Origin of the sequence: Noviherbaspirillum sedimenti (assembly GCF_003590835.1) — a bacterium.
In the GTDB taxonomy this organism is placed as follows: domain Bacteria; phylum Pseudomonadota; class Gammaproteobacteria; order Burkholderiales; family Burkholderiaceae_D; genus Paucimonas; species Paucimonas sedimenti.
The window spans coordinates 1,170,082-1,196,863 of the sequence record NZ_QYUQ01000002.1; the positions used below are offsets into that span (position 1 = coordinate 1,170,082).

Here is a 26,782-nt window from a genome sequence, read left to right on the forward strand (position 1 = left end):
CCGTTTTTGTTGGCGGGTCGCGACCCGCCTGGCCGCTTATTCCACCCTTATCCCACCCACTTGCGGGCGTTGCGGAACATGCGCATCCACGGCGCATCGTCGCCCCAGTTCTCCGGGTGCCAGGAATTCACCGCGCTGCGGAATGCCCGTTCAGCATGCGGCATCATGACCGAGAAACGGCCGTCTGGCGTCGTCACCGCGGTGATGCCGTTGGGCGAGCCGTTCGGGTTGTATGGATAAGTTTCCGTCAGCTGGCCGCGGTTATCCACGTAGCGCAAGCCGACGATGGCACGATCGATGTCGCCGGTCTGCGAGAAATCCGCAAAACCTTCGCCATGCGACACGACGATCGACGTTTGCGTGCCTGCCATGCCGGCGAAGAAGATCGACGGCGAATCCACCACTTCGACCATGGCAAAACGCGCCTCGAACTGTTCCGACTTGTTGCGGGTGAACTTCGGCCAGTCTTGCGCGCCCGGGATGATCGCTTTCAAATTGCTCATCATCTGGCAGCCGTTGCAGATACCCAGGCCGAAAGTATCGGCCCGCTGAAAGAACACCGCAAACTGCTCGGCCAGCTTCGCATTGAACAGGATGGTCTTGGCCCAGCCTTCGCCGGCACCCAGCACGTCGCCGTAAGAGAAGCCGCCGACGGCGATCAGGCCCTTGAAGTCAGCCAGCCTGGCGCGTCCGGCGATCAGGTCGCTCATGTGCACATCGACCGCGGTAAAACCCGCCTTGTGCATGACATAAGCGGTTTCGACCTGCGAATTGACGCCCTGCTCGCGCAGGATCGCCACCTTCGGCCGCACGCCGCTGGCGATGAATGGCGCGGCGATGTCCTGCTGCGCATCGAAGCTGATTTTCGGCGACATGCCCGGGTCTTGCGTATCGAGGATGCGCTCGTATTCCGCATCGGCGCATGCCGGGTTGTCGCGCAGGCGGGCGATGCGCCAGGATGTCTCGCTCCAGGCGCGCTGCAGTTCGCTGCGCGCCTGGCTGTAGATGGTTTTGGCGTCGCGCATGATTTCGATGACGTCGCTGCCATTGGGCTTGCCGATGATGTGGCTGCAGGCACCCAGATTGAACGCGCGCAGTACGTCCATCACTTCGGACTTCTGCTCGGCGCGGACCTGGATCACCGCGCCCAGCTCTTCATTGAACAGCGCGCGCAGGGTCAGTTCGTTGCGGCGCTCGCCGACCTGGGTGGTCCAGTTCTTGGCTTCGCCGCTGTCGGCGCCATGACCATTGTCCATGGCGAGGATATCGATGTTCAGCGACAGGCCGCTGCGGCCGGCGAAGGCCATTTCGCACAAAGTGGCGAACAGGCCGCCGTCGGAGCGGTCGTGGTAGGCCAGCAGCTTGCCTTCGCGATTCAGTTGCTGGATGGCGTTAAAGAAGGCCTTGAGGTCTTCGGCACTATCGACGTCCGGCGCATCGCAACCGATCTGCTGCATCACCTGGGCGAAGCAGGATGCGCCCAGGCGCCCCTTGCCGCGGCCGAGGTCGATGGCGATCAGCACCGTGTCCCCTAGATCCTTGCGGATTTGCGGCGTCAGCACACGGCGGATATCGACCACCGGCGCAAACGACGAAACGATCAGCGACACCGGCGAAGTCACCGACTTGGCGCCCTCCTCGTCCTTCCAGGTGGTGCGCATCGACAGCGAATCCTTGCCGACCGGGATGCTGATCCCCAGCGCCGGGCACAGCTCCATGCCCACCGCCTTGACGGTATCGAACAGCGCGGCATCCTGGCCGGGCTGGCCGCAGGCGGCCATCCAGTTGGCCGACAGCTTGATGTTGGAAATGTCGGCAATCGGCGCCGCCGCAATATTGGTGAGCGCTTCGCCCACTGCCATGCGGCCGGAGGCAGCGGCGTTGATCACCGCCAGCGGCGTGCGCTCGCCCATCGCCATGGCTTCGCCGAGATAGCCTTCGAAGCCCATCGCGGTGACCGCGCAATCAGCCACCGGCACCTGCCAGGGCCCGACCATCTGGTCGCGCGCCGTCATGGCGCCGACAGTGCGGTCACCGATGGTGATCAGGAAGGATTTGTCGGCCACGGTGGGCAGGCGCAAGACACGCAGCGAGGCTTCCAGCAAATCGATGCCGGTCAGATCCAGCGGCGGCATCTGGCGCGCCACATGCGTGACATCGCGGTGCATCTTGGGCGGCTTGCCGAGCAGGACATCCATCGGCATGTCGACAGGATTGTTGCCCTGTTCAGGATCCACCACCTTCAGCTGGCGTTCCTCGGTGGCGGTGCCGACCACCGCAAAGGGTGCGCGCTCGCGCTGGCACAGGTAGTCGAACAGCGGCAGCGATTCCGGCGCGATCGCCATCACATAGCGCTCCTGCGACTCGTTGCTCCAGATTTCCTTGGGCGCCATGCCGCTTTCTTCCAGGTGCACCTTGCGCAAGTCGAAAATCGCGCCGCGTTTGGCGTCGTTGGTGATTTCCGGGAATGCGTTGGACAGGCCGCCGGCGCCGACGTCGTGGATCGACAGGATCGGGTTGTCATCGCCCAGCGCCCAGCAGGCATTGATGACTTCCTGCGCGCGCCGTTCCATTTCCGGGTTGCCGCGCTGGACCGAATCGAAATCCAGGTCGGCGGTATTGGTGCCGGTGGCCATCGAGGAAGCGGCGCTGCCGCCCATGCCGATGCGCATGCCGGGACCGCCCAGCTGGATCAGCAGGCTGCCAACCGGCAGTTCGTTCTTTTTGGTGTGTTTTGCCGAGATATTGCCCATGCCGCCGGCGATCATGATCGGCTTGTGGTAACCGGCCACCTGGCCGCCGACATTCTGCTCGTAGGAGCGGAAATAGCCGCCCAGGTTGGGCCGGCCGAATTCATTGTTGAAGGCGGCGCCGCCCAGCGGCCCGTCGATCATGATCTGCAAAGCCGAAGCAATGCGCTCCGGCTTGCCGTAGATGGTGGCGGCGCCAGGTTCGCGCTGCGCCAGCGGCAGCGTGACGTCGCCGGCATTTTCCCAAGGCTGCACTGCATGGGTGAGCATCAGGTTGGAAACGGTAAAACCGGTCAGGCCGGCCTTGGGCTTGGCGCCGCGTCCGGTCGCGCCCTCGTCGCGGATTTCGCCGCCGGCGCCGGTGGAGGCGCCCGGAAAAGGCGAGATTGCAGTCGGATGGTTGTGCGTCTCGACCTTCATCAGGATATGCGTCAGCTCTTCCGTGGCGGCGTACACATTGCCGTCGGCGGCGCCGCGCGGATAGAAGCGCGAAATGGACGCGCCCTCGATGACCGAGGAATTGTCGCTGTAGGCCACCACCGTGCCTTGCGGATGCAACTGGTGGGTGTTGCGGATCATGGCAAACAGCGACTTGTCCTGCTTCACGCCATCGATGGTCCAGTCGGCATTGAAGATCTTGTGACGGCAGTGTTCGCTGTTGGCCTGAGCGAACATCATCAGCTCGACATCGGTCGGATTGCGTTCGGCCTGCGTGAAGGCATCCACCAGGTAATCGATCTCGTCGTCCGACATGGCCAGGCCGAGTTCAGTGTTGGCTTGCTGCAGCGCCGCCTTGCCGCCGCCCAGCACATCGACGAAGGCCAGCGGCTTGGCTTCCAGCTCACGGAACAGGCCGGCGGCATCTTCGGGCTTGCGCAGCACATTCTCGGTCATGCGGTCGTGCAGCAGCGCCGCTACCGCATCGGGTTCGGCCAGCTTCTTGGCGCCGCCCAGCAGACCGGATTTGACTTGCACGTAATACGCTACGCCGCGCTCGATGCGATGAATCTGCGCCATGCCGCAATTGCGCGCGATGTCGGTGGCCTTGCTGGCCCAGGGCGAAATGGTGCCGAAGCGCGGAATGACCACGAAACGCTCGCCATCATCCTTGCCGTCGAACACATCGCCGTACGTCAGCAAGGCTTGCAGGCGGCCGCTCTCGTCCGGCGACGGCGGCGTGGCGGCATCGATGAAATGCAGGTAGCGGCCACTGATGCCGACGATAGCCGGATCAAGCTCTTGCAGTTTGGATAACAGGCGTTGGCTACGGAAGGCAGACAGGGCATTGGAGCCCGGCAGAATCAGCATGGCGAGAGCGAAGTTGAGGCGGATTCCAGCCTGATTGGCCAGATATACCGCAGGTTGAACCGGAAACCGTGATTATACCTTGATGGCGTCCTGTTCCGCCGCCGCGGCCCCGCTTGCAGGAGCAAATTAGTTTCCTGATGTCAATGAATTTACTGGAAATGGCAATCCTGGCGATGCCAGCGCCGTGACTGGCGTGGTCGTGCGAATTAAGCGCAGAATCGCCACGAAAGTAAGCCGGTGGCATGCTATATTCGCTGCTCTTTTCGGGCGGCCCACAGCCGCACGCATCAACAGTCAATTCATGCCACAACAACAGCAGATCGCAGTAATCGGAGGCGGCGTCGTCGGCGTGTGCACCGCCTATTTCCTGGCCGAAGCGGGGCACCAGGTCGTCGTCATCGAACGGCTCGGCAATGTCGCCGAAAAGGCCAGCTTCGGCAATGCCGGCGTCGTCGCGCCAGGCTATGTGACTCCCTGGGCCGCGCCAGGCATGCCAAAAAAACTGCTGTCCTCGCTCTTCAAGCCGGATAGCCCGGTGCTGCTCAAACCCACGCTCGACCGCGCCTTGTGGCGCTGGGTCAGGATGTGGCTGGCCGAATGCGAGCTGGATCGCTACCGCATCAACAAGGCGCGCATGCAAAGGGTCGCCCTGTACAGCCGGCACATCCTGCAGCAATTGCGCGATCACCACCAGCTCGACTACGAACAGACCAGGGGCTATTTGCAACTGTTTCGCAGCGAGCGCGACCTCGCGCTGGCGCAACCGGCACTGGCCATGCTGGCCGAACAAGGGATAGCGCACCAGTTGCTCGATGCCGGGCAGGCGCGCGTAATCGAGCCGGCATTATCTACCAGCACAGCGCTGGCCGGCGGCTTGCATCTGCCGGACGATGAAGCCGGGAATTGCCCTTTATTTACCAAACAAATGAAAGCCATCGCCCAGGCGATGGGTGTTGAATTCCATTTCGGCAGCACTGTCTCCGCGCTGGAAGCGCAAGGCGGTCGCATCACCATGCACATCGACGCGCGCGAATTCAGCGCCGACGCCGTGGTGGTGGCTGCCGGCATCGACAGCGCGCGCCTGCTGGCGCCATTGGGCATCCGCCTGCCGCTGTATCCGGTCAAGGGCTATTCCGCCACCGCCGCGATCCGCAATTTCGACGAGGCGCCGCACGCCGCACTGATGGACGAATCCTACAAAGTTGCCATCACCCGCATGGGCAGCCGCGTCAGGATCGCCGGCCTGGCCGAACTGGGCACGGTCAGCACCGACTTGCACGAGGGCGCAATGCGCACCCTGGCCAAGGTCGGCGAAGACTGGTTTCCGGACGCCGCCAATTACAACAATGCCAGCTTCTGGAGCGGCATCCGGCCGATGCTGCCGGACGGTCCGCCGGTGCTGGGCGCAACGCCGGTGAGGAACCTGTATGTGAATATCGGCCACGGCTCGGCCGGCTGGGCCATGGCCGCCGGCTGCGGCATGGTGCTGGCCGATATCGTTTCCGGGCGCACCCCGGACATCGACATGGAAGGACTGACACTGGCGCGTTACGCCCGCATGCCATAATAGCCAGACCAATCCCCCTCATTCCTTTGCGGGCGCCATGAACGAGCTCTACACCGTCGCGGAAATCCGCCAGATCGAACAGGCCGCGCTGGCAGGGCTGCCGGCCGGCACTTTGATGCAGCGCGCCGGGGCGGCGGCCATGCAAATGGCGCTGGCAATGCTCGACAATGCCAGCATTGCCAGCGCCCCCCGCGTGCTGGTACTGGCCGGTCCCGGCAACAATGGCGGCGATGCGCTCGACGTCGCCGCCCGGCTGGCGCAAGCCGGCATCGAAGTCACTGTCGCACTGTACGCCGTCGCCGAGCGCCAGCCACAGGATGCACGCGCTGCGCTCGGCCGCGCACAGGCCGGCGCCGCGACTTTACTGGCACCAGGCGATCCCGGCGACAGCGCCGCGCCATCCGCCGCTGGCTCAATTTACCAGCGGCACTGGGACCTGGTGATTGACGGCCTGTTCGGCATCGGCCTCGCACGCCCCCTGGCCGGCGCCATGCGTGCCATGGTCGAATTCATCAATACCCTTCCCTGCCAGGTCCTGGCGCTCGACATCCCCAGCGGCCTGGATGCGGATACCGGCGACATCGTCGGTCCCGGCGGCATTGCCGTGCGCGCGCACCGCACCATTACCTTCATCGCCGACAAGCCGGGCCTGCATACCTGCCATGGCCGCGACCATGCAGGCCAGGTCAGCATCGCAACGCTCGATATCGATCCGGCGCTGTTGCCGCCAGCACAGGCCTTCCTGAACGGACCGATCCTGTTTGCCGATGCGCTGCGCCCGCGCCCACAAAATTCGCACAAGGGCAGCTTCGGCGATGTCGCCGTGCTGGGCGGCGCCCATGGCATGCAGGGCGCGCCGATCCTGGCCGCACGCGCCGCCCTGCACTGCGGCGCCGGCCGCGTGTTTGCCTGCTTCGTCGACGAGGCGCCGGGATATGACCCCGCGCAGCCGGAGCTGATGTGCCGGCACGCCGGCGACTTCGATTTTTCGAAAACCACCGTGGTGGCCGGGCCCGGCAGCGGCGGCGCATCACGCGCCAACGAATTGCTGGCGCGCGTGCTGGATCTGCCCGTGCCACTGGTGCTGGATGCGGACGCACTCAACCTGGTCGCCGCCGACCGCGCCTTGCAGCAACGGTTGGCAGCGCGCACGGGCGCCACCATCCTGACGCCGCATCCGCTGGAAGCGGCGCGCCTGCTGGCGGTATCGGCCGGCGTGATACAGGCCGACAGGCTGGCAGCGGCACGCCAGCTGGCAGCGCGCTTTCAGGCGATCGTGATATTGAAGGGTTCCGGCAGCGTGATTGCCCGCCCCGATGGCAGCGTGGCGATCAACCCGAGCGGCAATCCGGCGCTGGCCACCGCCGGTACCGGCGACGTCCTCGCCGGCGTGTGCGGCGCCCTGCTCGCCCAGCATTTGCCGCCCTGGCAGGCGGCGCTGTCGGCGGCATGGCTGCATGGGCATGCCGCCGACAGGCTGGTCGAAGCAGGCGTCGGTCCGGTCGGACTGAGCGCCAGCGAACTGATTCCCGCCATCCGCACCGCACTGAACGCACTTAACGCACTCTGCACACTCGGCGCACTCGGCGCACTCGGCGCCCAGATTACCGTCAACGCGCACTAGCGTGCCGCACGCAGACGGTCCGCCATCAGGCCCGCTTTCGGTTAGACCAGCCGGCCCGCCGCAATCGTGATGGTGCTCGCGCAGCGCGCGGCAATCGAAGCGTCATGCGTGACCAGCACCAGGGTCGAACCGCGCTCCTGGTTCAACTCGAACATCAGGCGGATCACCGCTTCGCCAGTGACGGCATCAAGGCTGCCGGTGGGCTCGTCGGCCAGCAGCAACGGCGGCTCGGTGACGAATGCGCGCGCCAGCGCCACCCGCTGCTGCTCGCCGCCGGACAGGTATTTCGGAAAATGCCTGAGGCGACTGGCCAGACCGACACGCTCCAGCATCGCCTGCGCCTTGGGCCGCGCCTCGCGGTCGCCGCGCAACTCCAGCGGCAGCATGACGTTTTCCAGCGCGTTCATGTGCGCCACCAGCTGGAAAGACTGGAACACGAAGCCCAGCTTTTCCTTGCGTATCTGTGCGCGGCCATCCTCATCCAGCGCGTAGATGTCGATGCCATCGATTTTCACGCTGCCCGAGCTTGGCGTGTCCAGGCCCGCCAGCAAGCCCAGCAGGGTCGACTTGCCGGAGCCGGAGGCGCCGATGATGGCCAGCGTGGCGCCGGCTTGCACGGTAAAATGGATATCGTTAAGGATGGTAAGTTCACCGGTCGCATCAGCCACGCGCTTGCTTAGATGCGTTACTTCGATGGCGGCCTGCAAATTGGAAGGTTCAGTCATGCGCTTTGATAGTTGGTCGAAGGCGCCGCAGTCGCTCAATGCGCTGCGCGTCCTGCTGCTGTTGGCATTTGCGCTCTTTGCGTCGAGCGCCTATTCTGCATCAAAAACCGTGCTTGTGCTCGGCGACAGTTTGTCGGCGGAATACGGCATCGCCCGCGGCACAGGTTGGGTAAATCTTTTGCAGGAACGGCTGCGCGCCGAAAAATTCAACGTCAGCGTCGTCAATGCCAGCATCAGTGGCGAAACCACCAGCGGCGGCGCGGCACGCCTGCCGGCCCTGCTGAAAAAACACCAACCCGCTTTTCTCATCATCGAACTGGGCGGCAACGACGGCTTGCGCGGCCTGTCGCTGGAGGCGACCGAAGCCAACCTGCGCGCGATGATCAAGGCAGGCCAGCTTGCCAAGGCAAAAGTGCTGTTGCTCGGCATGCGCCTGCCGCCCAACTACGGCGCCACCTACACGGAAAATTTTCATGCGCTATACGGCAAACTGGCGCGCGAAAACAAGACCGCACTGGTGCCGTTTTTCCTGGAAGGCATCGCCACCCGCGAAGATCTTTTCCAATCCGACCGTATCCATCCGAGCGCCGCGGCCCACACCATCCTGCTGGACAATGTCTGGCCGACCCTGAAGCCGCTCCTGCTGAAAAAGTAAGTCCATGAAATACCCTGCCCTGCTGCCGTTCGCCGAAATCCTGCCGCTGCTCGATCAGTTCGACACCATCATCGACGCCCGCAGCGAAGCCGAATTCGCCGAAGACCGCCTGCCGGGTGCCATCAATTGTCCGGTGCTGAACAACGAACAGCGCATCCGCGTCGGCACCCTTTACAAGCAAGTTGGCGCCTTCGAAGCCAAGAAGCTGGGCGCCGCGCTGGTGGCTCGCAATATCGCAACCCATATCGATACCCTGTTCGCCGACAAGCCGCGCGACTGGAAACCGCTGGTGTATTGCTGGCGCGGCGGCAACCGCAGCGGCTCGATGGCGCACATCCTGGCGAAAATCGGCTGGCCGGTGGTGCAACTCGACGGCGGCTACAAGGAATACCGCCGCCACGTCAATGCGGCGCTGGCCGAGCTGCCGGCGCGCTTTTCCTTCCGTGTGATTGCCGGCCCCACCGGCAGCGGCAAGAGCGCGCTGTTACGCACCCTCGCGGCTGAAGGCGCGCAAGTGCTCGATCTCGAACAACTGGCATCGCACCGCGGCTCGCTGCTGGGCGACATTCCCGACGCTCCGCAGCCATCCCAAAAGGCGTTCGAAAGCGGTATCTGGCAGGCATTGCGCCGCTTCGACCCGGCGCAGCCCGTGTTCGTCGAATCCGAGAGCAAGAAAGTGGGCAAGCTGCGCGTGCCCGATACCTTGATGGAGAAGATGCGCGCCTCGCCATGCATAGCGCTGTCGCTGTCGATTGCCGATCGCGTGGCGCTGCTGATGCGGGAATATGCCCATTTCGTCGCCGATCCGGCGGCGCTGAACCGCCAGCTCGATTGCCTGGTGCCGCTGCATGGCCGGGAAAAGATCGCACGCTGGCAGGCCATGGCGGCAGCCGGAGAAATGGCGCCAATGGTGGAAGAACTGCTGGTGCAGCACTATGACCCGGCCTATCTGCGCTCGATCGACAGGAATTTCACGCGCTTCGCGCAGGCGCGCCAGGTGTCGCTAGCCGACATTTCGGCACAGAGCTTCGTTGCGGCTGCCCGGGATCTGCTGGCGTCCAGCTAGCGCGTTCTCCAGCAAGCCCCTCCCGCGCACATAAAAAAACCGCCCATCGGAGCGGTTTTTTTATGCTGCAGCCGAACGGCTTACTGCGCGGCTTCGGTCTCGGACTTGGCCTGGTCCACCGGCTTCAACAACTTGACCTTGGCTTTCTGCTTGAGCGATTCAACGTAGGCTGCGGCTTCCTGCTGCGCCATGATGCCGGCGATCTGCTGCTGCTCGGCCTGGCGGCGCGCGGCATCGGTCGTTGCAGGCTGTTGCACCTTGACGATGCGATACACCCCATAACCCTGCTGCAACTCGGTGCTTGCATAAGCAGGCAATTTGGTGGTATCGGCCTTCATCACTGCTTCCAGCGCAGCGCCCTCGATCCCTTCCTGCCTGCTGCGCGAAACGATGGCAGGGGCGCCGAAGCCCGCACTGTCATCCTTGGATTTCAGCGCAGCCAGTTTGGCTTCGCCAGCCTGGCGCGCCAGTTTCGCCGCTTCTTCCTGCAGCACGCGCTCACGGATGCCGGCCTTGACTTCCTCCAGGGGGCGCTTCGATGCCGGCTTGTGTTCGACGACGCGGCCGGCAATCAGGGTATTGGGCGCGACTTCGACCGCCTCGGTATTGCGCTTGTTCCTGAGAACATCATCAGAGAACAGCACCGTCAGGAATTTCTGGCTATTTAACGGCACGTTCGGTCCCACTGCGGGATTGGGCTGGCGCGCCAGGTTGGCTGCCGTCTCGATCTTCAGCTTGAGCTTGTCGGCCGCCGGCTTCAGGCTATCCGCCTGCTCGTACACCGTATCGGTAAATACTTCGGCCAGCTCGGCATATTTTTTCGCGAACTGCTGCTTGCGAATGTCGGCGGCAATGTCGGCCTTGACTTCTTCCAGCGGCTTGACCGAACCGGGCTTGATACCCGTGAGCTGGATGATGTGGAAACCGAAGTCCGACTGCACCAGGCCGCTGATTTCGTTTTCCTTCAATTTGTTAGCGGCTTCCTCGAACGGCTTGACCATCATGCCGGGGCCGAAAAAGCCGAGATCGCCGCCCTTTTCGCCCGAACCGGGATCGTCGGAATTTTCCTTCGCCAGTTTGGCGAAATCGCCTGGCGTCTGGCGCAATTGCGCCAGCAGCTTGTCGGCCTTGGCGCGCGCAGCGGCCTTGTCGGCGTCGGCAGCATCCTTCTTCACGCCGACCAGGATATGGCTGGCGCGGCGCTGTTCCTCGACCGAATAACGCGCCTTGTTCTGCTCGTAATACGCCGTGACGTCGGCATCGGAAACGCTGATTTGCGCATCGATCGCCGCCGCATTCAGGACCACGTATTCAATGCTGGCCTGCTCGGGAATGGCGAACTGGCTGGCGCTCTTGTTGTAATAGTCCTGCAGCTGCTGGTCAGTCACCTTCACCTGGGACAGGTAGTCGGCTGACTTGAACAGCAGTTGCTGCACTTCGCGTTCCTGCTGGCTGATGTCGGAAACACGGGAGGCCACCGTTTTCGGTGCGAATGCGGTGTTCTGGATGGCGGCATTGACCTGCTGCACCGCCAGGTCGCGCCGCAAGCTGGCCTCGAAAGTCACCGGCGTCATGCCTTGCATGGCCAGCAGCGACTTGTAGCGGTCGTTATCGAACTTGCCGTCGGGCGTGGTCAAGCCCTCCATGCCAAGAATGGCTTGCTGCAATGCCTGGTCGGATACTGCCAGGTTGCTGCGGGCCGCCTCGGCGGCCAACGCGCGCTGGGCGATCAGACCATCGAGTGTGTTCTTGCGCTGCTGCGGCGTATCGAACATCTTGGGGTCGAACTGCTCACCCAGCATCTGGCGCAATTGCTCGGCCTGGCGGCGCTGCGCCTCATCGAATTCCGCCTGGGTAATTGCCTGGCCCGCGACTTTCGCGATTGCATTGTCGCCTTCCTGGAAACGCGTATAACTTTCCAGACCGAAAAAAGCGAAAGAAGGAAAAATGAACAGCAGCAGGATGAACTGCATCAGCCGTTGGTGGGTGCGGACGAAATCAAACATGTTCAACCTATCCAGTACTGAGTGCGAAAGCGTATCGCATATGAAAAAAAAGGCGAACTTTCGTTCGCCTTTTTTAGGTGTTGGCGGAGTGGACGGGACTCGAACCCGCGACCCCCGACGTGACAGGCCGGTATTCTAACCAACTGAACTACCACTCCAATTTACTGCTATTTCGTTTGACTGCGTCTGGTGGGTGCTGAGAGGCTCGAACTCCCGACCTACGCCTTGTAAGGGCGCCGCTCTACCAACTGAGCTAAGCACCCTGCACTTGCTTAACCAGTCAAACTGCAGCGTTTGTCACCACGCTGCGAAGAACAAAATTATATACGATTTCCAGAATCCTGCCACTAGTAAATTTCGATTTTTCGAATTTTTTTACCAGTGACTTGCGGCCAATTAGTTGATCGCGTCTTTCAAGCCCTTGCCCGGCTTGAACTTCGGCACCTTGGCAGCCTTGATCTTGATCTCTGCGCCAGTTTGCGGATTGCGGCCGACGCGCGCAGCGCGCGTGCCTACGGCGAAAGTACCGAAACCAACCAGCGTCACGGTATCGTCGTTCTTCAACGTGGTTTTGATAGCATCGACCAGTGCGTCCAGCGCACGGCCCGCATCCGCCTTGGACAGATCGGCAGATTCGGCAATGTGATCGATTAATTCGGATTTATTCACTTACGCCCCCTTGGATGGATTAAATTCCGCAAACGTGTTCGCCATTGAAAACCGGTCTTGCACTTGCTGCGGAGTACGGAAAACAGAAGCACGTATTAAACAAGTCGCCACGAATTGTGTCAAGAGATTTACATTGCGTAAGCTACCTGCAGTCGATCTTTCCGCTTGCACATACAAAAAAGCGCTCCGAAGAGCGCAATTTTTGTATTGGGGACAGCGTTCTTACCGTCTCCGTCCCCAACATTTCAGAGCATATACCGCTGGATCAGTGCGTAATCACCGTCGCATCAACCGGCTCGCCACTCTTGGCTGCCGTTGCCACCGCCGGCACTTCGTCGGGTAGCGGCACCGGCTGGCGCTCCAGCGCAATCTCAAGCACCTTGTCGATCCAGCGCACCGGGATGATCTCCAGCTTGTTCTTGACGTTGTCCGGAATGTCGGCAAGGTCTTTCACATTCTGCTCGGGAATCAGCACGGTCTTGATGCCGCCGCGATGCGCTGCCAGCAACTTTTCCTTCAAGCCGCCGATGGGCAGAATTTCGCCGCGCAGGGTGATTTCACCGGTCATCGCCACATCTGCCCGAATCGGAATGCCGGTATAAGCCGACACCAGCGCAGTCGCCATGGCGCCGCCTGCCGATGGTCCATCCTTCGGTGTCGCGCCTTCCGGCACATGGATATGCGTGTCGGTTTTTTCAAAGACATCGCTCCTGATGCCAAGCGCCTTGGCACGGCTGCGCACCACGGTGCGTGCAGCTTCGATCGATTCCTTCATGACGTCGCCGAGCGTGCCGGTACGAATCACGCCGCCCTTGCCTGGCATATTCACCGCCTCGATCGTCAGCAACTCGCCGCCGACTTCCGTCCAGGCAAGACCGGTGACCTGGCCGATCTGATTCTCTTTTTCGGCAACGCCGAAATCGAAGCGTCGCACACCGAGGAACTTGTCGAGATTCTTGGCATTGACCGTCACTTTGCGATCCTGCTTTTTCAGCAGCAGCATCTTGACCACTTTGCGGCAAATCTTGGAAACCTCGCGTTCCAGCGAACGTACCCCGGCTTCCCGCGTGTAATAGCGGATGATGTCGCGGATCGCCGACTCGGCAACCGTAATCTCGTCTTCCTTCAGGCCATTGGTCTTGATCTGCTTGGGCAACAGGTAGCGCTGGGCAATGCTGGTCTTCTCGTCTTCCGTGTAACCCGACAGGCGGATCACTTCCATGCGGTCCAGCAATGCTGGCGGAATATTGAAGGAATTCGACGTCGCCACGAACATCACGTCGGACAGATCGAAATCGACTTCGATGTAATGGTCGGAGAAGGTGTGGTTCTGTTCCGGATCGAGCACTTCCAGCAAGGCCGAAGACGGGTCGCCACGGAAATCCATGCCGAGCTTGTCGATCTCGTCGAGCAGGAACAGCGGATTGCGCACACCGGCCTTGGACAGGCTTTGCAAAATCTTGCCCGGCATTGAGCCGATATAAGTGCGGCGATGACCGCGGATCTCGGCCTCGTCACGCACGCCGCCCAGCGCCATGCGCACGTACTTGCGGTTGGTGGCGCGGGCGATCGATTGTCCCAGCGAAGTCTTGCCGACGCCCGGCGGACCGACGAAGCACAGGATCGGCGCTTTCAGCTTGTCAACGCGCTGTTGCACGGCGAGATATTCCAGGATGCGTTCCTTGACCTTGTCGAGGCCATAGTGCTCGTCTTCCAGCACCTTCTCGGCATTGGCGAGGTCGTTGTTGACCTTGGACTTCTTTTTCCAAGGCAAGTTGATCAGCGTGTCGATGTAATTGCGCACGACCGTGGCTTCGGCCGACATCGGCGACATCATCTTCAGCTTCTTCAGCTCGCTGGTGGCCTTGTCGCGTGCTTCCTTGGGCATCTTGGCAGCGACGATGCGCTTCTCGAGGTCCTCGAGATCGGCGCCCTCCTCGCCTTCGCCCAGTTCCTTCTGGATCGCCTTGACTTGTTCGTTCAGGTAATACTCGCGCTGCGACTTTTCCATCTGGCGCTTGACGCGGCCGCGGATGCGCTTTTCCACCTGCAGGATATCGAGCTCGCCTTCGAGCTGGCCGAGCAGGTGCTCGTAACGCTTGGCGACGTTGAAGATTTCCAGGATGACCTGCTTCTGCTCGAGCTTCAGCGGCAGATGCGCGGCAATGGTATCGGCCAGGCGGCCGGCGTCATCGATGCCGGCCAGCGAGGTCAGGATCTCGGGCGGGATTTTCTTGTTGAGCTTAACGTACTGATCGAACTGCTGAACGATCGCGCGGCGCATCGCCTCGACTTCGGACTCGTCGCCGAGTTCGGATTCGACCGGCGACAGTTCCGCCACAAAATGGGTTTCCAGTTCGCTGATCTGGTGGATGCGGGCACGCTGTGCGCCTTCGACCAGCACCTTGACCGTGCCATCGGGCAACTTCAGCATTTGCAGAATATTGGCGATGCAGCCGATCTCGTAGATATCTTCGGCCGAGGGCTCGTCCTTGGCGGCGGCTTTTTGCGCTGCCAGCATGATGCTCTTGCCGCTCTCCATCGCGGCTTCGAGTGCCTTGATCGACTTTGGACGGCCGACAAAAAGCGGAATCACCATGTGCGGGAATACCACTACGTCGCGCAATGGCAACAGCGGCAATTGGGTGTGTTCAGGTTGATTGGGTGTCGTCATGGCGAGCCTTATCAAGAATGTTTAATTGATGTTGGCACGATCGGGCAAAACACAAGCCCATGCGTCAATAATCATCACTTTAAATTTGGAAACACATCAATAAAAAAAGCCACACGAGAGCTTGCCCTCGAGTGGCTTTGCGATGGAAGCCTGAGTGATTGTTGTTTCAGCAAATTGTACTGCTTTTGCGCAAAAAAAGTTTGAAAACCATAAATTTTCAAGGTCTTTATACGTACTGCCTCATTATGCGCCAGCCACTTTAGCTTGTTCATGATAAATCAGTAAGGGTTTGGCCCCGTTGGTAATCGTGTTTTCGTCGACTACCACCTTGGCGACATTCTGCTGATTCGGCAATTCGTACATCACATCAAGCAAGGCGCGCTCCAGGATCGAGCGCAAGCCGCGCGCACCCGTTTTGCGCGCCAGCGCTTTTTTGGCAATGGCATGCAGTGCGGCCGGACGAATTTCCAGCTCGGCGCCTTCCATTTCCAGCAGCTTGGCGTATTGCTTGATCAAGGCATTCTTCGGCTCCAGCAAAATCTGGATCATCGCCGCCTCGTTCAACTCGCTGAGCGTCGCCACCACCGGCAGACGGCCGACCAGTTCCGGGATCAGGCCGAACTTGACGAGATCTTCCGGTTCGGTATCCAGCAGCATGGCGCTGGCATCACGCTCGCTCTGGCTCTTGACGCTGGCGCCGAAACCGATGCCACTCTTTTCCGAGCGGTTGGAAATGATCTTGGCCAGGCCGTCGAATGCGCCGCCGCAGATGAACATGATGTTGGTAGTGTCGATCTGCACGAAGTCCTGGTTCGGATGCTTGCGCCCGCCCTGCGGCGGCACCGATGCCATCGTGCCTTCAATCAACTTCAGCAAGGCTTGCTGCACGCCTTCGCCGGAAACGTCGCGGGTAATCGAAGGGTTGTCCGACTTGCGCGAAATCTTGTCGATTTCATCGATATAGACAATGCCTTTTTGCGCCTTCTCGACTTCGTAATTGCAATTCTGCAAGAGCTTCTGGATGATGTTTTCCACATCTTCGCCGACATAGCCGGCTTCCGTCAGGGTGGTGGCATCGGCAATCACGAAGGGCACGTTGAGCATGCGGGCAAGCGTTTGCGCCAGCAAGGTCTTGCCGGAACCGGTCGGGCCGACCAGCAGGATGTTGCTTTTCGCCAGCTCGACTTCGTCTTTCTTGCCAAGATGCTTGAGCCGCTTGTAATGGTTATACACGGCCACCGACAGGATGCGCTTGGCCGCTTCCTGGCCGATCACGTACTGATCCAGCATGTCGCAGATTTCCTGCGGCGTCGGCAAGTCGGAGCGCGGCTCGCCCACCGTTTCAACACTGGACGCCTCATCGCGGATGATGTCGTTGCACAGGTCGATGCATTCGTCGCAGATGAAGACCGAAGGTCCAGCGATCAGTTTCTTTACCTCGTGCTGGCTCTTGCCGCAGAACGAGCAATACAGGAGTTTTTCGCCGCTGGAGGATTTTTTGTCAGACATAGGGCTAAATAGGTAGCAATGGTGGTTTGATATTACCCGTGAATTCCAAATCCGTCACGAGACAGCGCAAAATACCGGCAGTCGGAATGCTCTTCTGCAGTTTAAAACAAAAACGCCCGAACGGTACTTCGTCCGGGCGCTATTGACTAGTATAAACGAACCCGCATCAAGCCCGGCTGGTCAATACTTTGTCAATCAGGCCGTATTGCGCGGCCTGATCAGCCGACATGAAATTGTCGCGCTCGGTATCCAGGCCGATCCGTTCGATGGACTGGCCGGTCTTCTCTGCCAGAATGCCATTGAGACGCTCACGCAGGTAGAGAATTTCGCGGGCCTGGATTTCGATATCGGTAGCCTGGCCTTGCGCGCCGCCCGAGGGCTGGTGGATCATGACGCGGGAATTGGGCAAGGAAAAGCGCTTGCCCTTGGCGCCTGCCGCCAGCAGGAAGGCGCCCATCGACGCCGCCAGGCCGGTACACAGGGTCGACACATCCGGCTTGATGAACTGCATCGTATCGTAGATCGCCATGCCGGCCGATACCGAACCGCCAGGAGAATTGATGTACAGGGAGATATCCTTGTCCGGATTCTCGCTCTCCAGGAACAACATTTGCGCCACGATCAGGTTGGCCATGTGGTCATTGACCGGGCCGACCAGGAAAATCACGCGCTCCTTCAGCAGACGCGAGTAGATATCGTAGGCGCGTTCACCGCGCCCGCTTTGCTCGATCACCATCGGCACCATGCCCAGCATCTGGGGTTCGAGTGCGGAATTTCCGTTCATGCGTGTCATCTAGCTTCCTTTTGTGGAGAGCGCGGTCCGCGCCTTTACGCTTGCGCGTTGTTGCCCATCAATTCATCGAATGCCACAGCCTTGTCGCTGACCTTGGCTTGGCCCAGCACATAGTTGACGACGTTTTCTTCCAAAACAAGGGCTTCGACTTCGGCCAGGCGACGACGGTCGCTGTAATAGTACTTGATCACTTGCTGCGGGTCTTCGTAACTTTGCGCGAATTCCTCGACTTGCGCCTTGACCTGGTCGGCAGTTGCCTGCAGGTTATTGGCCTTGACGATTTCAGCCAGGATCAGGCCGAGGCGCACGCGACGCTCGGCTTGCGGCTTGAACAGTTCCGGTGGGAACGGTACGTTACCCACTTTCATGCCGCGCTGGGCCATGTCCTGGCGGGTCATTTCCGACAGGCGCTCGACTTCCTGGTCCAGCAGTGCATTCGGCACCTCCAGCTCGTTGATCTTGATCAGCGCATCCATCACGCTATCCTTGGTCTTGGCCTTGGCACGACCGTTGACTTCGCGCTCCAGGTTACCCTTGATGTCGGCGCGCATCTTCGCGATGTCGCCATCAGCAACGCCCAGCGACTTGGCGAATTCGGCATCGACTTCCGGCAGGTGCGCCCATTCCAGCTTTTTCAGGGTGATGGTGAATTCGGCAGTCTTGCCGGCCACGTCCTTGCCATGATAGTCAGCCGGGAACGACAGCGGGAAAGTCTTGGATTCGCCGGCTTTCAGGCCGACAGTCGCGGCTTCGAATTCCGGCAGCATGCGGCCTTCGCCGAGCACGAAGGCGTAGTCTTCAGCCTTGCCGCCAGCAAATTCAACGCCGTCGATCTTGCCGACGAAATCGATGGTCACCTGGTCGCCATTCTGGGCGGACTGGTCGGCACCGCCATCGCCATGCGCGCCCTGCTCGCCCTTGACGTGGTAATGCACGCGTTGCTTGCGCAGGATGTCGATGGTCTTGTCGATTTCGGCATCGGTCACCGGCGAAGTCACTTTCTCGACTTCGGCTGCGGCGAGGTCGCCCAGCTTGACTTCAGGATAAACTTCAAAGGTTGCGTCAAAGGCGATCTGGCCTTCAGCCACGCCTTCGCTGCCCTTCGGTTCGATCTTCGGGAAGCCGGCGACGCGCAGCTTGTTTTCATTGGCGGCATCGTTGAAAGCGCGGCCGATCTTGTCGTTCAGCACTTCCGATTCAACCTGGTAACCGTACTGGGCGGCGACCATTTTCATTGGCACTTTGCCGACGCGGAAGCCGGGCGCCTTGGCAGTGCGTGCGCGCACCTTCAGGCGTTTTTCCACTTCCTGTTTGACTTCCTCGACGGGAACGGTCAGGGTGATGCGGCGCTCGAGTTTTTCCAGGGTTTCGACTGCAGTTGCCATGTGAATCGTCCAATAATTAAAAAAATTCTGTGGTGCGAGGAGGGGGACTCGAACCCCCACACCATTGCTGGCGTCAGGACCTAAACCTGGTGCGTCTACCAATTTCGCCATCCTCGCAGGATGTTGTTTTAGCAAAGCCAAAAAACTAGGGGCGACCGTGAAGTGAACCTGGTCGCCCCGTCGGGACCCGCGAAAAACACCACGGGTCCATAGCCTTTGTTAATGGCTCTTCAACTTCAACCCGGCATTTTACTGGATTTTTCCACCAGTTGCCCGTTTTTTGACAGTCTGCCGCCCTGTCGCTGGCGTCGGCACCCGGCAAATTCGCCGGCGTGCCGTCAACGCGCCGCCTCTACGGCTGATCTACGGCTGATCTACGGCTGATCTACGGCTGATCTACAGCTGATCTATGGCCGTTTAACCCGGAACCAGGCGGCGTACAGCGCCGGCAGGAACAGCAGGGTCAAGGCGGTGGCGATGATCAGTCCGCCCATGATGGCGACCGCCATCGGCCCCCAGAATACTGAACGCGACAGCGGGATCATGGCCAGCACGGCCGCCGCCGCCGTCAGGATGATCGGCCGGAAGCGCCGCACCGCAGCCTCGACGATGGCGGTCCAGGGTGCGCTGCCGGCGGCGATATCGTGTTCGATCTGGTCGATCAGGATCACCGAATTGCGAATGATCATGCCGAACAGGGCAATCACGCCGAGTTGCGCGACAAAGCCGAAGGGCGTCTGCAACAATAATAGTGCCATGGCAGCGCCAGCCACGCCGAGCGGCCCGGTCAGGAACACCAGCAGTGCGCGCGAGAAACTATGCAGTTGCAGCATCAACAGGGTGAAGATGATGAAAATCACCAGCGGCACATTGGTGGCGATCGACTCCTGCGCCTTGCCGCTGTCGGCAGCAGCGCCGGCCAGTTCGATGCGATAGCCGGGCGGTAATTCGGCGCGCAGTTGTTCGAGCTTCGGCGAGATCTGCGAGGACACGGTCGGCCCCTGGATCGTATCGAGCACGTCGGACTGCACCGTGACTGCCCATTCCCTGCCCTCGCGCCACACCACGCCCGGCTCCCAGACGAAGTGCGCGCGGGCCAGCTGCGACAAAGGCACGCTCCTGCCGCTGGCGGTCTGCAGGTTAGCCTCATTGAAGGCGCTGATGGTGGCACGCTCCTCGAAGGGCTGGCGGGCGACGAGATCGATCAGCTTGTCGCCCTCGCGGAACTGGCCGACGGTGCTGCCCGACAGGATCGTGTTGGCGGCGCGCATGACCGTCTGCGAACTGACGCCGAGCGCGCGCATGCGGTCCTGGTCGAGATCCAGGCGCAAGACCTTGATGGACTCGTTCCAGTCGTCGTTGACACCGACGGTATTCGGATTGGCGCGCATGATTTCCTTGACCTGATCGGCAATCGCACGCACCTTGGTCACCTCATCGCCGCTGACGCGGAACTGCACGGGGTAAGGCACCGGCGGGCCGTTCGGCAAGAGCTTCACGCGCCCGCGCACTTCCGGGAAATCATTCTTGAAAATAGCCACGAGCTTCAGGCGCAATGCCTCGCGCGTCTTCAGGTCCTTGGGCAAGACCACGAATTGCGCGACATTCGACTGCGGGAAAATCTGGTCAAGCGGCAAATAAAAACGCGGACTGCCGGTACCGACATAACTGGTGACGCTCCTGACGCCGTCCTGCCCCAGCACGAAGGCTTCGAATTTTTTCGCCTGGGCTTCGGTGGCCTGGAACGATGAACCTTCCGGCAGCCACATTTCCACCAGCAATTCCGGCCGGCTCGAATCCGGGAAAAATTGCTGCTCGATGAAGCGGAAACCGAACACGCCCAGCGCAAACACCGCCAGGGTCAGCGCGATGGTGGTCTTGCGCCATTCCACGCACCAGTTCACCACCGCGCGGAAACGGCTATAGAAAGGCGTGTCGAATAATTCATGATGACCGTCGGCATGGGCGGATGGCTTCACCTTCAGCAAGACATAACCGATGTACGGCGTAAACAGGACGGCCACGACCCACGATATCAGCAAGGCCAGCGCATTCACCGAAAACATCGAAAAGGTGTACTCGCCCGCCACCGACTTGGCCAGGCCGATCGGCAAAAAACCGGCCGCCGTGATCAGGGTCCCGGTCAGCATCGGCATCGCGGTCGAAGTGTAGGCGAACGTGGCGGCGTCGAAGCGCGACATTCCCTCTTCCATCTTGCGCACCATCATCTCCACCGCGATGATGGCGTCATCCACCAGCAAGCCCAGCGCGATGATCAGTGCGCCTAGCGAAATCTTGTGCAGGTCGATGCCGAAGATGTACATGAACAGGAAGGTCACCGCCAGCACCAGCGGGATCGTCAGCGCCACCACCAGGCCGGGACGCACGTCCAGGCGCAGCGGTTTCGTATGCAGGCCGAGCGCGACGAAACTGACCGCCAGCACGATCAGCACGGCTTCCGCCAGCACTTTCAGGAATTCGCTGACCGAGGAAGCGACGATTTCAGGCTGGTTCGAGACGCGCTCGAGCTCGATGCCAACCGGCAGCCCGGCCTTGATCTGGCCGACCGTGCTTTCCAGCATGTGTCCCAGGCGGATGATGTCGCCGCCCTTTTCCATTGAAATCCCGAGACCGATGACTTCCTTGCCGTTGAAACGCATCTTGTCTTGCGGCGGGTCCTTGTATTCGCGCTTGATGGTGGCGAAATCGCCCAGGCGGAACGTGCTGCCGCTGGCGCGCAACTCGAGGTTTTCCAAGTCTTGCACGGTTTGCAGGGCGCCGCTGACGCGCACCTGCAGGTTATCCGAAGGCGTGGCCAGCACGCCGCTGGCTTCCACGGCATTTTGCGAATTGAGTTGGGCAACGACGGCATCGAAGGGGATGCCGAGCTGCGCGAACTTTTTGTGCGAGAACTCGATATTGATCTTTTCATCCTGCACGCCGTACAGCTCGACCTTGGCCACCGACGGGACTTTCAGCAATTGCTGGCGCACGAAATCGGCATATTCCTTCACCTCGGCATAGGTAAAGCCGTCGCCGGACAGCGCGAAGATGCTGCCGAAGGTATCGCCGAATTCATCATTGAAGAAAGGTCCCACCACCCCCGCCGGCAGGGTGCCGCGGATGTCGCCGATCTTCTTGCGCACCTGGTACCAGGCCGCCGGAATTTCCTTGGGCGGGGCCGATTCGCGCAATTGAATGATGATCAGGGTTTCACCCGGCTTGGAATAGCTGCGGATGCGGTCGATATACGGGGTTTCCTGCAGCTTCTTTTCCAGCTTGTCCGTCACCTGGTTGGCCATTTGCAGGGCGCTGGCGCCCGGCCAGTAGGCCCGCACCACCATGGCGCGGAAGGTAAATGGCGGATCCTCATCCTGGCCGAGCTTGCTGTAGCCGAGAACGCCGCCCAGCAGCAGCACGACGATCAGGTAGCGTGTCAGCGGAATATGTTCAAGCGCCCAGCGCGACAGGTTGAAGCCACCCTTCATTTGGCAGCCTCCCCTGCGCTGGCGACGCCGGTGCCCACCGCATGCCCAGGTGCTTCCGCGCCGAGGATCTTGACCTTCTGGCCTGTCTTCAACAGGTTGACGCCGGCGGTCACCACGGTCTGCCCGGGCGCGAGGCCGCCGGCGATCAAGACTTCATTACCGGCAGGGCCGGCCAGTTGCACCGGCACGAGCCTGACCGCGCCATTCTCCACCACCCAGACGGCGCTGACGGATTTCTCCTGAAACAAGGCGGAAAGCGGCAGCTTGAGCAGCGGCTGCGCGCTGGCCGCGGCAAAGCTGACATAGGCCGTCATCCCGAGCGTGACGTCGGCCGGCGCATCCGGCAGCGCCACCCTGGCCGTGTAGGTGCGGGTGGCCGGGTCCGCCATGGGAGCGATCTCGCGGATCTTGCCGGCATAGGCCGTATCCGGCCGGGCCCAGATGCGTACCCGGACATCGCTGATGCGGCGCAGTACCTCCACCTTGTCTTCCGGGATGCCGATGACGATTTCCTTTTCGCCCATCTGCGCCACGCGCAAGACCGGGCTGCCGGCAGCAACCACCTGACCGACTTCGGCATCGATGGTGGTCACCACGCCGTCGGTGTCCGCCACCAGCGTCGCATAGCCGGCCTGGTTCGTCTGGTTGCGGTAAGCAGCCACTGCCTGGTCATAACTGGCGCGTGCCGCCTGGTCGGCAGTGTTTTTTCCATCGAGCACAGCCTGGCTGACGAAATTCTTTTCGCGCAATTCCTGGTAGCGTGCGCGTTCCGCCCGCGCCAGTTGATGATTACTTTCCGCTGCCTTTAATGCAGCATTGGCTTGCATCTGCGCCAATTGCAAGTCCTGCGGGTCCAGCTGCATCAAGACCTGGCCGCGCTTGACGGTAGCCCCGACATCGACCTTGCGCGCGACGATCTTGCCGCCGACCCGAAAACCCAGGCGCGATTCGATACGCGGCTTGACTTCTCCGGGAAACTCGGCAATCACATCGACCGGCTTTGCCGCCAGGCGCACTACCCGCACCGGACGGATCTCTTCCGGTTTGGGGACGGGCCGGGAGCAGGCGCCGAGCATGGCGGCGATTGCCAGCCCCAGCAACCAGGGGATGGCGCGCTTGCGTGCAAACGCAAAGGAGTGCGCTTGTGCAGACGAATTGGTCATCTTGGCCATCACTTTTCCTTTACTATGCTGGTCGGAAATATTGCAAAAAACACTGTAAAAACCGAAGCAAAAACGGCACTGATATTGCTTTAACCGGTAGTGCATGGCCGTTTTGGCAAGATCTATTTAATTACTGACTTGTTAGTTATTAATTATAAATGCGCGTTAAAAACTTGCATATGACTTTTTAGTCAGTTACACGAAAACAATGTTGAACAATGTCTGTTAATCACTACGAAAACTTCCCGGTCGCTTCATTTCTGTTGCCCCCAGAATTGCGGCCGGCGGTGGCAGCGATTTATGCCTTTGCCCGCAGCGCCGACGATCTCGCCGATGAAGGCGAGCTGCGGCCGCAGGAACGCCTGGACGCCCTCGCCGCCTATGAAAGCGAACTGGACCGGATCGGCCGCGGCGAAACGCCAACGGATCCGATGTTTGCCGCACTGGCGCGGGTCGTCGCCGACTACACCCTACCGCTGCAAGCACTGCGCGACCTGCTGTCGGCCTTCAAACAGGACGTGGTGACGCCGCGCTACGCGAGTTTTGCCGATGTGCTCGATTACTGCCGGCGTTCGGCCAATCCGGTCGGCTTGCTCATGCTGCATTTGTATGGCGCGGCCGACGCCAGGAATGTGGCGCAGTCGGATGCCATTTGCAGCGCCCTGCAGCTGATCAACTTCTGGCAGGATGTGGCAATCGACTGGGACAAGGACCGTGTCTACCTGCCGCAGGAGGATTTGCAACGCTTCCAGGTCGCCGAAGCGGATATTGCCGGCGGCCGCGACACGCCGGCATGGCGGCAATTGATGGCATTCGAAGTCGCGCGAGCACGCGCGCTGATGCTCTCGGGCGCGCCGCTGGCCGTACGCCTGCCGGGGCGCATCGGCTGGGAATTGCGCCTGGTGGTCCAGGGCGGCTTGCGCATCCTGGAGCGGATCGAGGCGGCCGATTATGATATTTACCGTCGGCGGCCGCAGCTGGGCAAGGCGGACTGGCTGCGGATGGCATGGCGCAGTCTGTGGATGGGCGCGCACTGAAAGCGGAAAACGTGCCATAGAAAACGGGCCATGGCAGGGGCGCGGCACAAATTCAGTTTGGCCGCGGCCGTCCAATTCGGCTAGCATAGCGCCTTTGCCTTGCAGCACTTAGATCGCTTCCATGTCGCCAGACGAATATTGCCAAGAAAAGGCCGCCAAAAGCGGCTCCAGCTTTTATTACAGCTTCCTGTTCCTGCCGCCGGAGCGACGCCGGGCGATTACCGCCCTGTACGCGTTTTGCCGCGAGGTGGATGACACGGTGGATGACTGCACCGATGTATCGGTGGCGCGCAACAAGCTGATGTGGTGGCGCAAGGAAATCACGGCGATGCTGAACGGCAGCCCGAGCCATCCGGTGACCCTCGCCCTGCAGCCGCATCTGGTGCCGTTTGCGCTGGATGGCCAGCATTTGCTGGCGATTATCGATGGCATGGAAATGGACCTGGACCAGACCCGCTATCTCGATTACGCGGGGCTGCAGCGCTATTGCTGGCACGTCGCGGGCGTGGTCGGCATCCTCTCGGCCAGCATTTTCGGCTATACCCAGCCGCAGACCCTGCAATATGCAGAAAAGCTCGGGCTGGCCTTCCAGCTCACCAACATCATCCGCGACGTCGGCGAAGATGCGCGCATCGGCCGCATCTACCTGCCGGTCAACGAACTGCAGCAATTCAATGTGACGGCCGCCGACTTGCTCAATGCGCGCCACAGCGACAATTTCGAAAAGCTGATGCGCTTCCAGGTACAGCGCGCGCAATCGGTTTACGACGAGGCCTTCGCCCTGCTACCGGCAGCGGACCGGCGCGCCCAGCGCCCCGGCCTGATGATGGCGGCGATCTACCGCACCCTGCTGACCGAAATCGAGCGCGATAGCTACCATGTGCTGAACCAGCGCATTTCGCTCACGCCGATCCGCAAACTCTGGCTGGCGTGGAAAACCTATGTGCGCGGCTAAGCATATGAGCAAGCATGGCTAGCGTTGCCGTGGTCGGCGCCGGCTGGGCCGGTTGCGCGGCTGCCGTCGAAGCCAGCCGGCTTGGCCATCAGGTCACGCTGTTCGAACGCGCCCGCACCCTCGGCGGACGCGCCCGCGCGGTCGAACTGAACGGCGTGCTGCTCGACAATGGCCAGCACATCCTGCTGGGCGCCTACGCAGCGTCGCTGCGCCTGATGCAAACCGTCGGCATCAAGCCGGCCGACGCCTTCCTGCGGCTGCCGCTGCAGATGCGTTATCCGCCGGCGTCGGGCGGCATGGATTTCATCGCGCCGCGACTGCCGGCGCCGCTGCACCTGCTGGCGGCGCTGCTGCGCGCCAAAGGCCTGGCGGCGGCGGACAAGCTGGCGCTGGCGCGCTTTTCCAGCACCGCGCGCTGGATGGACTGGCAGCTGCATCAGGACTGCACGGTGACGCAATTACTGGAACGCTTCGACCAGACCGCACGCCTGACGCGGCTGATGTGGCGCCCGCTGTGCATCGCCGCCCTGAATACGGTGCCGGAACGGGCCTCGGCGCAAGTCTTCCTGAATGTCTTGCGCGACAGCCTGGGCGCGCGCCGCGCCGCTTCCGACATGCTGATCCCGAAGGTCGACCTGACCACGCTGTTTCCGCAACACGCCGCCGCCTATGTGGAACGGGCCGGCGGCAGCGTCGTCACTGGCTGCGCGGTGCAGGCAATCGCGCCAGGCAGCGATGCTGCGCATTCCGGCTGGACGCTGCAGATCAATGGCGACGCCGCCGCAGCCCTGCAGCATTTCGATGCCGTCATTGTCGCCACCGACCCGGAGCGCGCATCCGAACTGCTGACGGCCATACCGGGCGCACCGGCCTTGCCGCCCTTCGAGCACGAGCCGATCACCACCTGCTACCTGCAGTACGATGCGCACATCCGGCTGGCGCAGCCCTTCCTGGCGCTTCTGGATGATGCGGCAAGCGGCAGCTGGGGACAGTTCGTGTTCGACCGCGGTCAATTGGCCGCGGACCAGGCGGGCTTGCTGGCGGTGGTGGTCAGCACTTCGGCGGTGGCGATCGCAGCGGGACAGGACGCCCTGATCGCGGCGGTGACGCGGCAACTGGCCGAGGCATTGCGCCAGCCTGAGTTGCTGGCGCCGCGCTGGAGCAAGATCATTTCGGAAAAACGTGCGACGTTTTCCTGCACGCCGGCGCTGGCGCGGCCGGCCGCCGACACCGGGCTGGACAATCTGTTCCTGGCCGGCGATTATGTCGCCAGCGATTATCCGGCCACGCTGGAATCGGCGATCAGAAGCGGCGTCAAGGCTGCCCGGCTGATTGCTGCCTGATACTCCCCCCTGGATTGTGATGCTTGCGCGGCGGCGTGTGCCTAGGCTGCACGACACGACAACTC

The 26,782-nt window shown here is 61.4% G+C and carries 17 protein-coding genes and 3 tRNA genes; 7 read left to right on the plus strand and 13 right to left on the minus strand.

All coding sequences use genetic code 11. The features are described from left to right. Nucleotides 1-47: 47 nt before the first annotated feature. Nucleotides 48-4,058: a phosphoribosylformylglycinamidine synthase gene (gene purL, locus D3878_RS05485; RefSeq protein ID WP_119784553.1), complete on the minus strand. Its 4,011-nt coding sequence runs from the start codon at nt 4,056-4,058 to the stop codon at nt 48-50. 286 nt (nt 4,059-4,344) lie between these two features. Between purL and D3878_RS05490 the strand changes: the two genes are divergently transcribed. Both D3878_RS05490 and D3878_RS05495 read left to right on the plus strand, forming a co-directional pair. Beyond that, nucleotides 4,345-5,625, plus strand: a complete 1,281-nt coding sequence (locus tag D3878_RS05490) for a D-amino acid dehydrogenase (protein ID WP_274381937.1) — start codon at nt 4,345-4,347, stop codon at nt 5,623-5,625. 37 nt (nt 5,626-5,662) lie between these two features. Then, complete coding sequence (locus tag D3878_RS05495; protein ID WP_119784555.1) at nt 5,663-7,249, plus strand: NAD(P)H-hydrate dehydratase; 1,587 nt, start codon at nt 5,663-5,665, stop codon at nt 7,247-7,249. Between the two features lie 41 nt (nt 7,250-7,290). On the opposite strand, the gene D3878_RS05500 is transcribed toward D3878_RS05495, so the two are convergent. After that, the gene (locus D3878_RS05500) at nt 7,291-7,974 is read right to left on the minus strand and encodes an ABC transporter ATP-binding protein (protein ID WP_233556237.1); all 684 of its coding nucleotides are present in this window, start codon (nt 7,972-7,974) and stop codon (nt 7,291-7,293) included. On the opposite strand from D3878_RS05500, the gene D3878_RS05505 reads away from it, so the two are divergent. Together D3878_RS05505 and mnmH are read left to right on the plus strand one after the other, a co-directional pair. Then, on the plus strand, nt 7,973-8,629 hold the full coding sequence (locus D3878_RS05505; RefSeq protein ID WP_233556238.1) for an arylesterase: 657 nt from the start codon (nt 7,973-7,975) through the stop codon (nt 8,627-8,629). The two genes, D3878_RS05500 and D3878_RS05505, sit on opposite strands and share 2 nt — an antisense overlap. A gap of 4 nt (nt 8,630-8,633) precedes the next feature. Continuing rightward, entirely contained in the window at nt 8,634-9,695 is a 1,062-nt protein-coding gene (gene mnmH / locus D3878_RS05510; RefSeq protein WP_119784556.1) for a tRNA 2-selenouridine(34) synthase MnmH, read from the plus strand. A gap of 80 nt (nt 9,696-9,775) precedes the next feature. Here mnmH and D3878_RS05515 read toward each other — a convergent pair whose 3' ends face one another. The 11 genes from D3878_RS05515 to D3878_RS05565 form a co-directional block, all read right to left on the minus strand. After that, nucleotides 9,776-11,701 carry a SurA N-terminal domain-containing protein gene (locus D3878_RS05515; RefSeq protein WP_119784557.1) on the minus strand — a complete coding sequence of 642 codons (1,926 nt, stop codon included), beginning with the start codon at nt 11,699-11,701 and terminating at the stop codon, nt 9,776-9,778. A gap of 81 nt (nt 11,702-11,782) precedes the next feature. Beyond that, nucleotides 11,783-11,859: transfer RNA gene (locus tag D3878_RS05520), tRNA-Asp, on the minus strand. 29 nt (nt 11,860-11,888) lie between these two features. After that, nucleotides 11,889-11,964 (minus strand) — tRNA-Val (locus tag D3878_RS05525). 133 nt (nt 11,965-12,097) lie between these two features. Beyond that, nucleotides 12,098-12,370 (minus strand): HU family DNA-binding protein, encoded by a 273-nt coding sequence (locus tag D3878_RS05530; protein WP_119784558.1) that lies wholly within the window; start codon nt 12,368-12,370, stop codon nt 12,098-12,100. Between the two features lie 265 nt (nt 12,371-12,635). Further along, the gene (gene lon / locus D3878_RS05535) at nt 12,636-15,044 is read right to left on the minus strand and encodes an endopeptidase La (RefSeq protein WP_119784559.1); all 2,409 of its coding nucleotides are present in this window, start codon (nt 15,042-15,044) and stop codon (nt 12,636-12,638) included. Nucleotides 15,045-15,287: 243 nt separating this feature from the next. Then, a complete protein-coding gene (gene clpX, locus D3878_RS05540; protein ID WP_119784560.1) occupies nt 15,288-16,553 on the minus strand; it encodes an ATP-dependent Clp protease ATP-binding subunit ClpX in 1,266 nt (421 codons plus the stop codon). Nucleotides 16,554-16,719: 166 nt separating this feature from the next. Continuing rightward, entirely contained in the window at nt 16,720-17,346 is a 627-nt protein-coding gene (gene clpP / locus D3878_RS05545) for an ATP-dependent Clp endopeptidase proteolytic subunit ClpP (RefSeq protein WP_119784561.1), read from the minus strand. A gap of 35 nt (nt 17,347-17,381) precedes the next feature. Then, a complete protein-coding gene (tig, locus tag D3878_RS05550) occupies nt 17,382-18,731 on the minus strand; it encodes a trigger factor (RefSeq protein WP_119784562.1) in 1,350 nt (449 codons plus the stop codon). A 30-nt stretch (nt 18,732-18,761) separates the two neighbouring features. Next, nucleotides 18,762-18,848 (minus strand) — tRNA-Leu (locus D3878_RS05555). 290 nt (nt 18,849-19,138) lie between these two features. Beyond that, the gene (locus tag D3878_RS05560) at nt 19,139-22,219 is read right to left on the minus strand and encodes an efflux RND transporter permease subunit (protein ID WP_119784563.1); all 3,081 of its coding nucleotides are present in this window, start codon (nt 22,217-22,219) and stop codon (nt 19,139-19,141) included. Next, nucleotides 22,216-23,391, minus strand: coding sequence for an efflux RND transporter periplasmic adaptor subunit (locus tag D3878_RS05565; RefSeq protein WP_233556239.1), 1,176 nt, complete (start codon nt 23,389-23,391; stop codon nt 22,216-22,218). Before D3878_RS05565 ends, D3878_RS05560 begins: the two co-directional genes overlap by 4 nt. Nucleotides 23,392-23,600: 209 nt before the next feature. On the opposite strand from D3878_RS05565, the gene hpnC reads away from it, so the two are divergent. From hpnC to hpnE, 3 genes are all read left to right on the plus strand, one after another. Further along, entirely contained in the window at nt 23,601-24,419 is an 819-nt protein-coding gene (gene hpnC / locus D3878_RS05570; protein WP_119784564.1) for a squalene synthase HpnC, read from the plus strand. Between the two features lie 121 nt (nt 24,420-24,540). Next, a complete protein-coding gene (hpnD, locus tag D3878_RS05575) occupies nt 24,541-25,374 on the plus strand; it encodes a presqualene diphosphate synthase HpnD (protein ID WP_119784565.1) in 834 nt (277 codons plus the stop codon). Nucleotides 25,375-25,388: 14 nt separating this feature from the next. Then, the gene (gene hpnE / locus D3878_RS05580) at nt 25,389-26,717 is read left to right on the plus strand and encodes a hydroxysqualene dehydroxylase HpnE (RefSeq protein WP_119784566.1); all 1,329 of its coding nucleotides are present in this window, start codon (nt 25,389-25,391) and stop codon (nt 26,715-26,717) included. Nucleotides 26,718-26,782 lie beyond the last annotated feature (65 nt).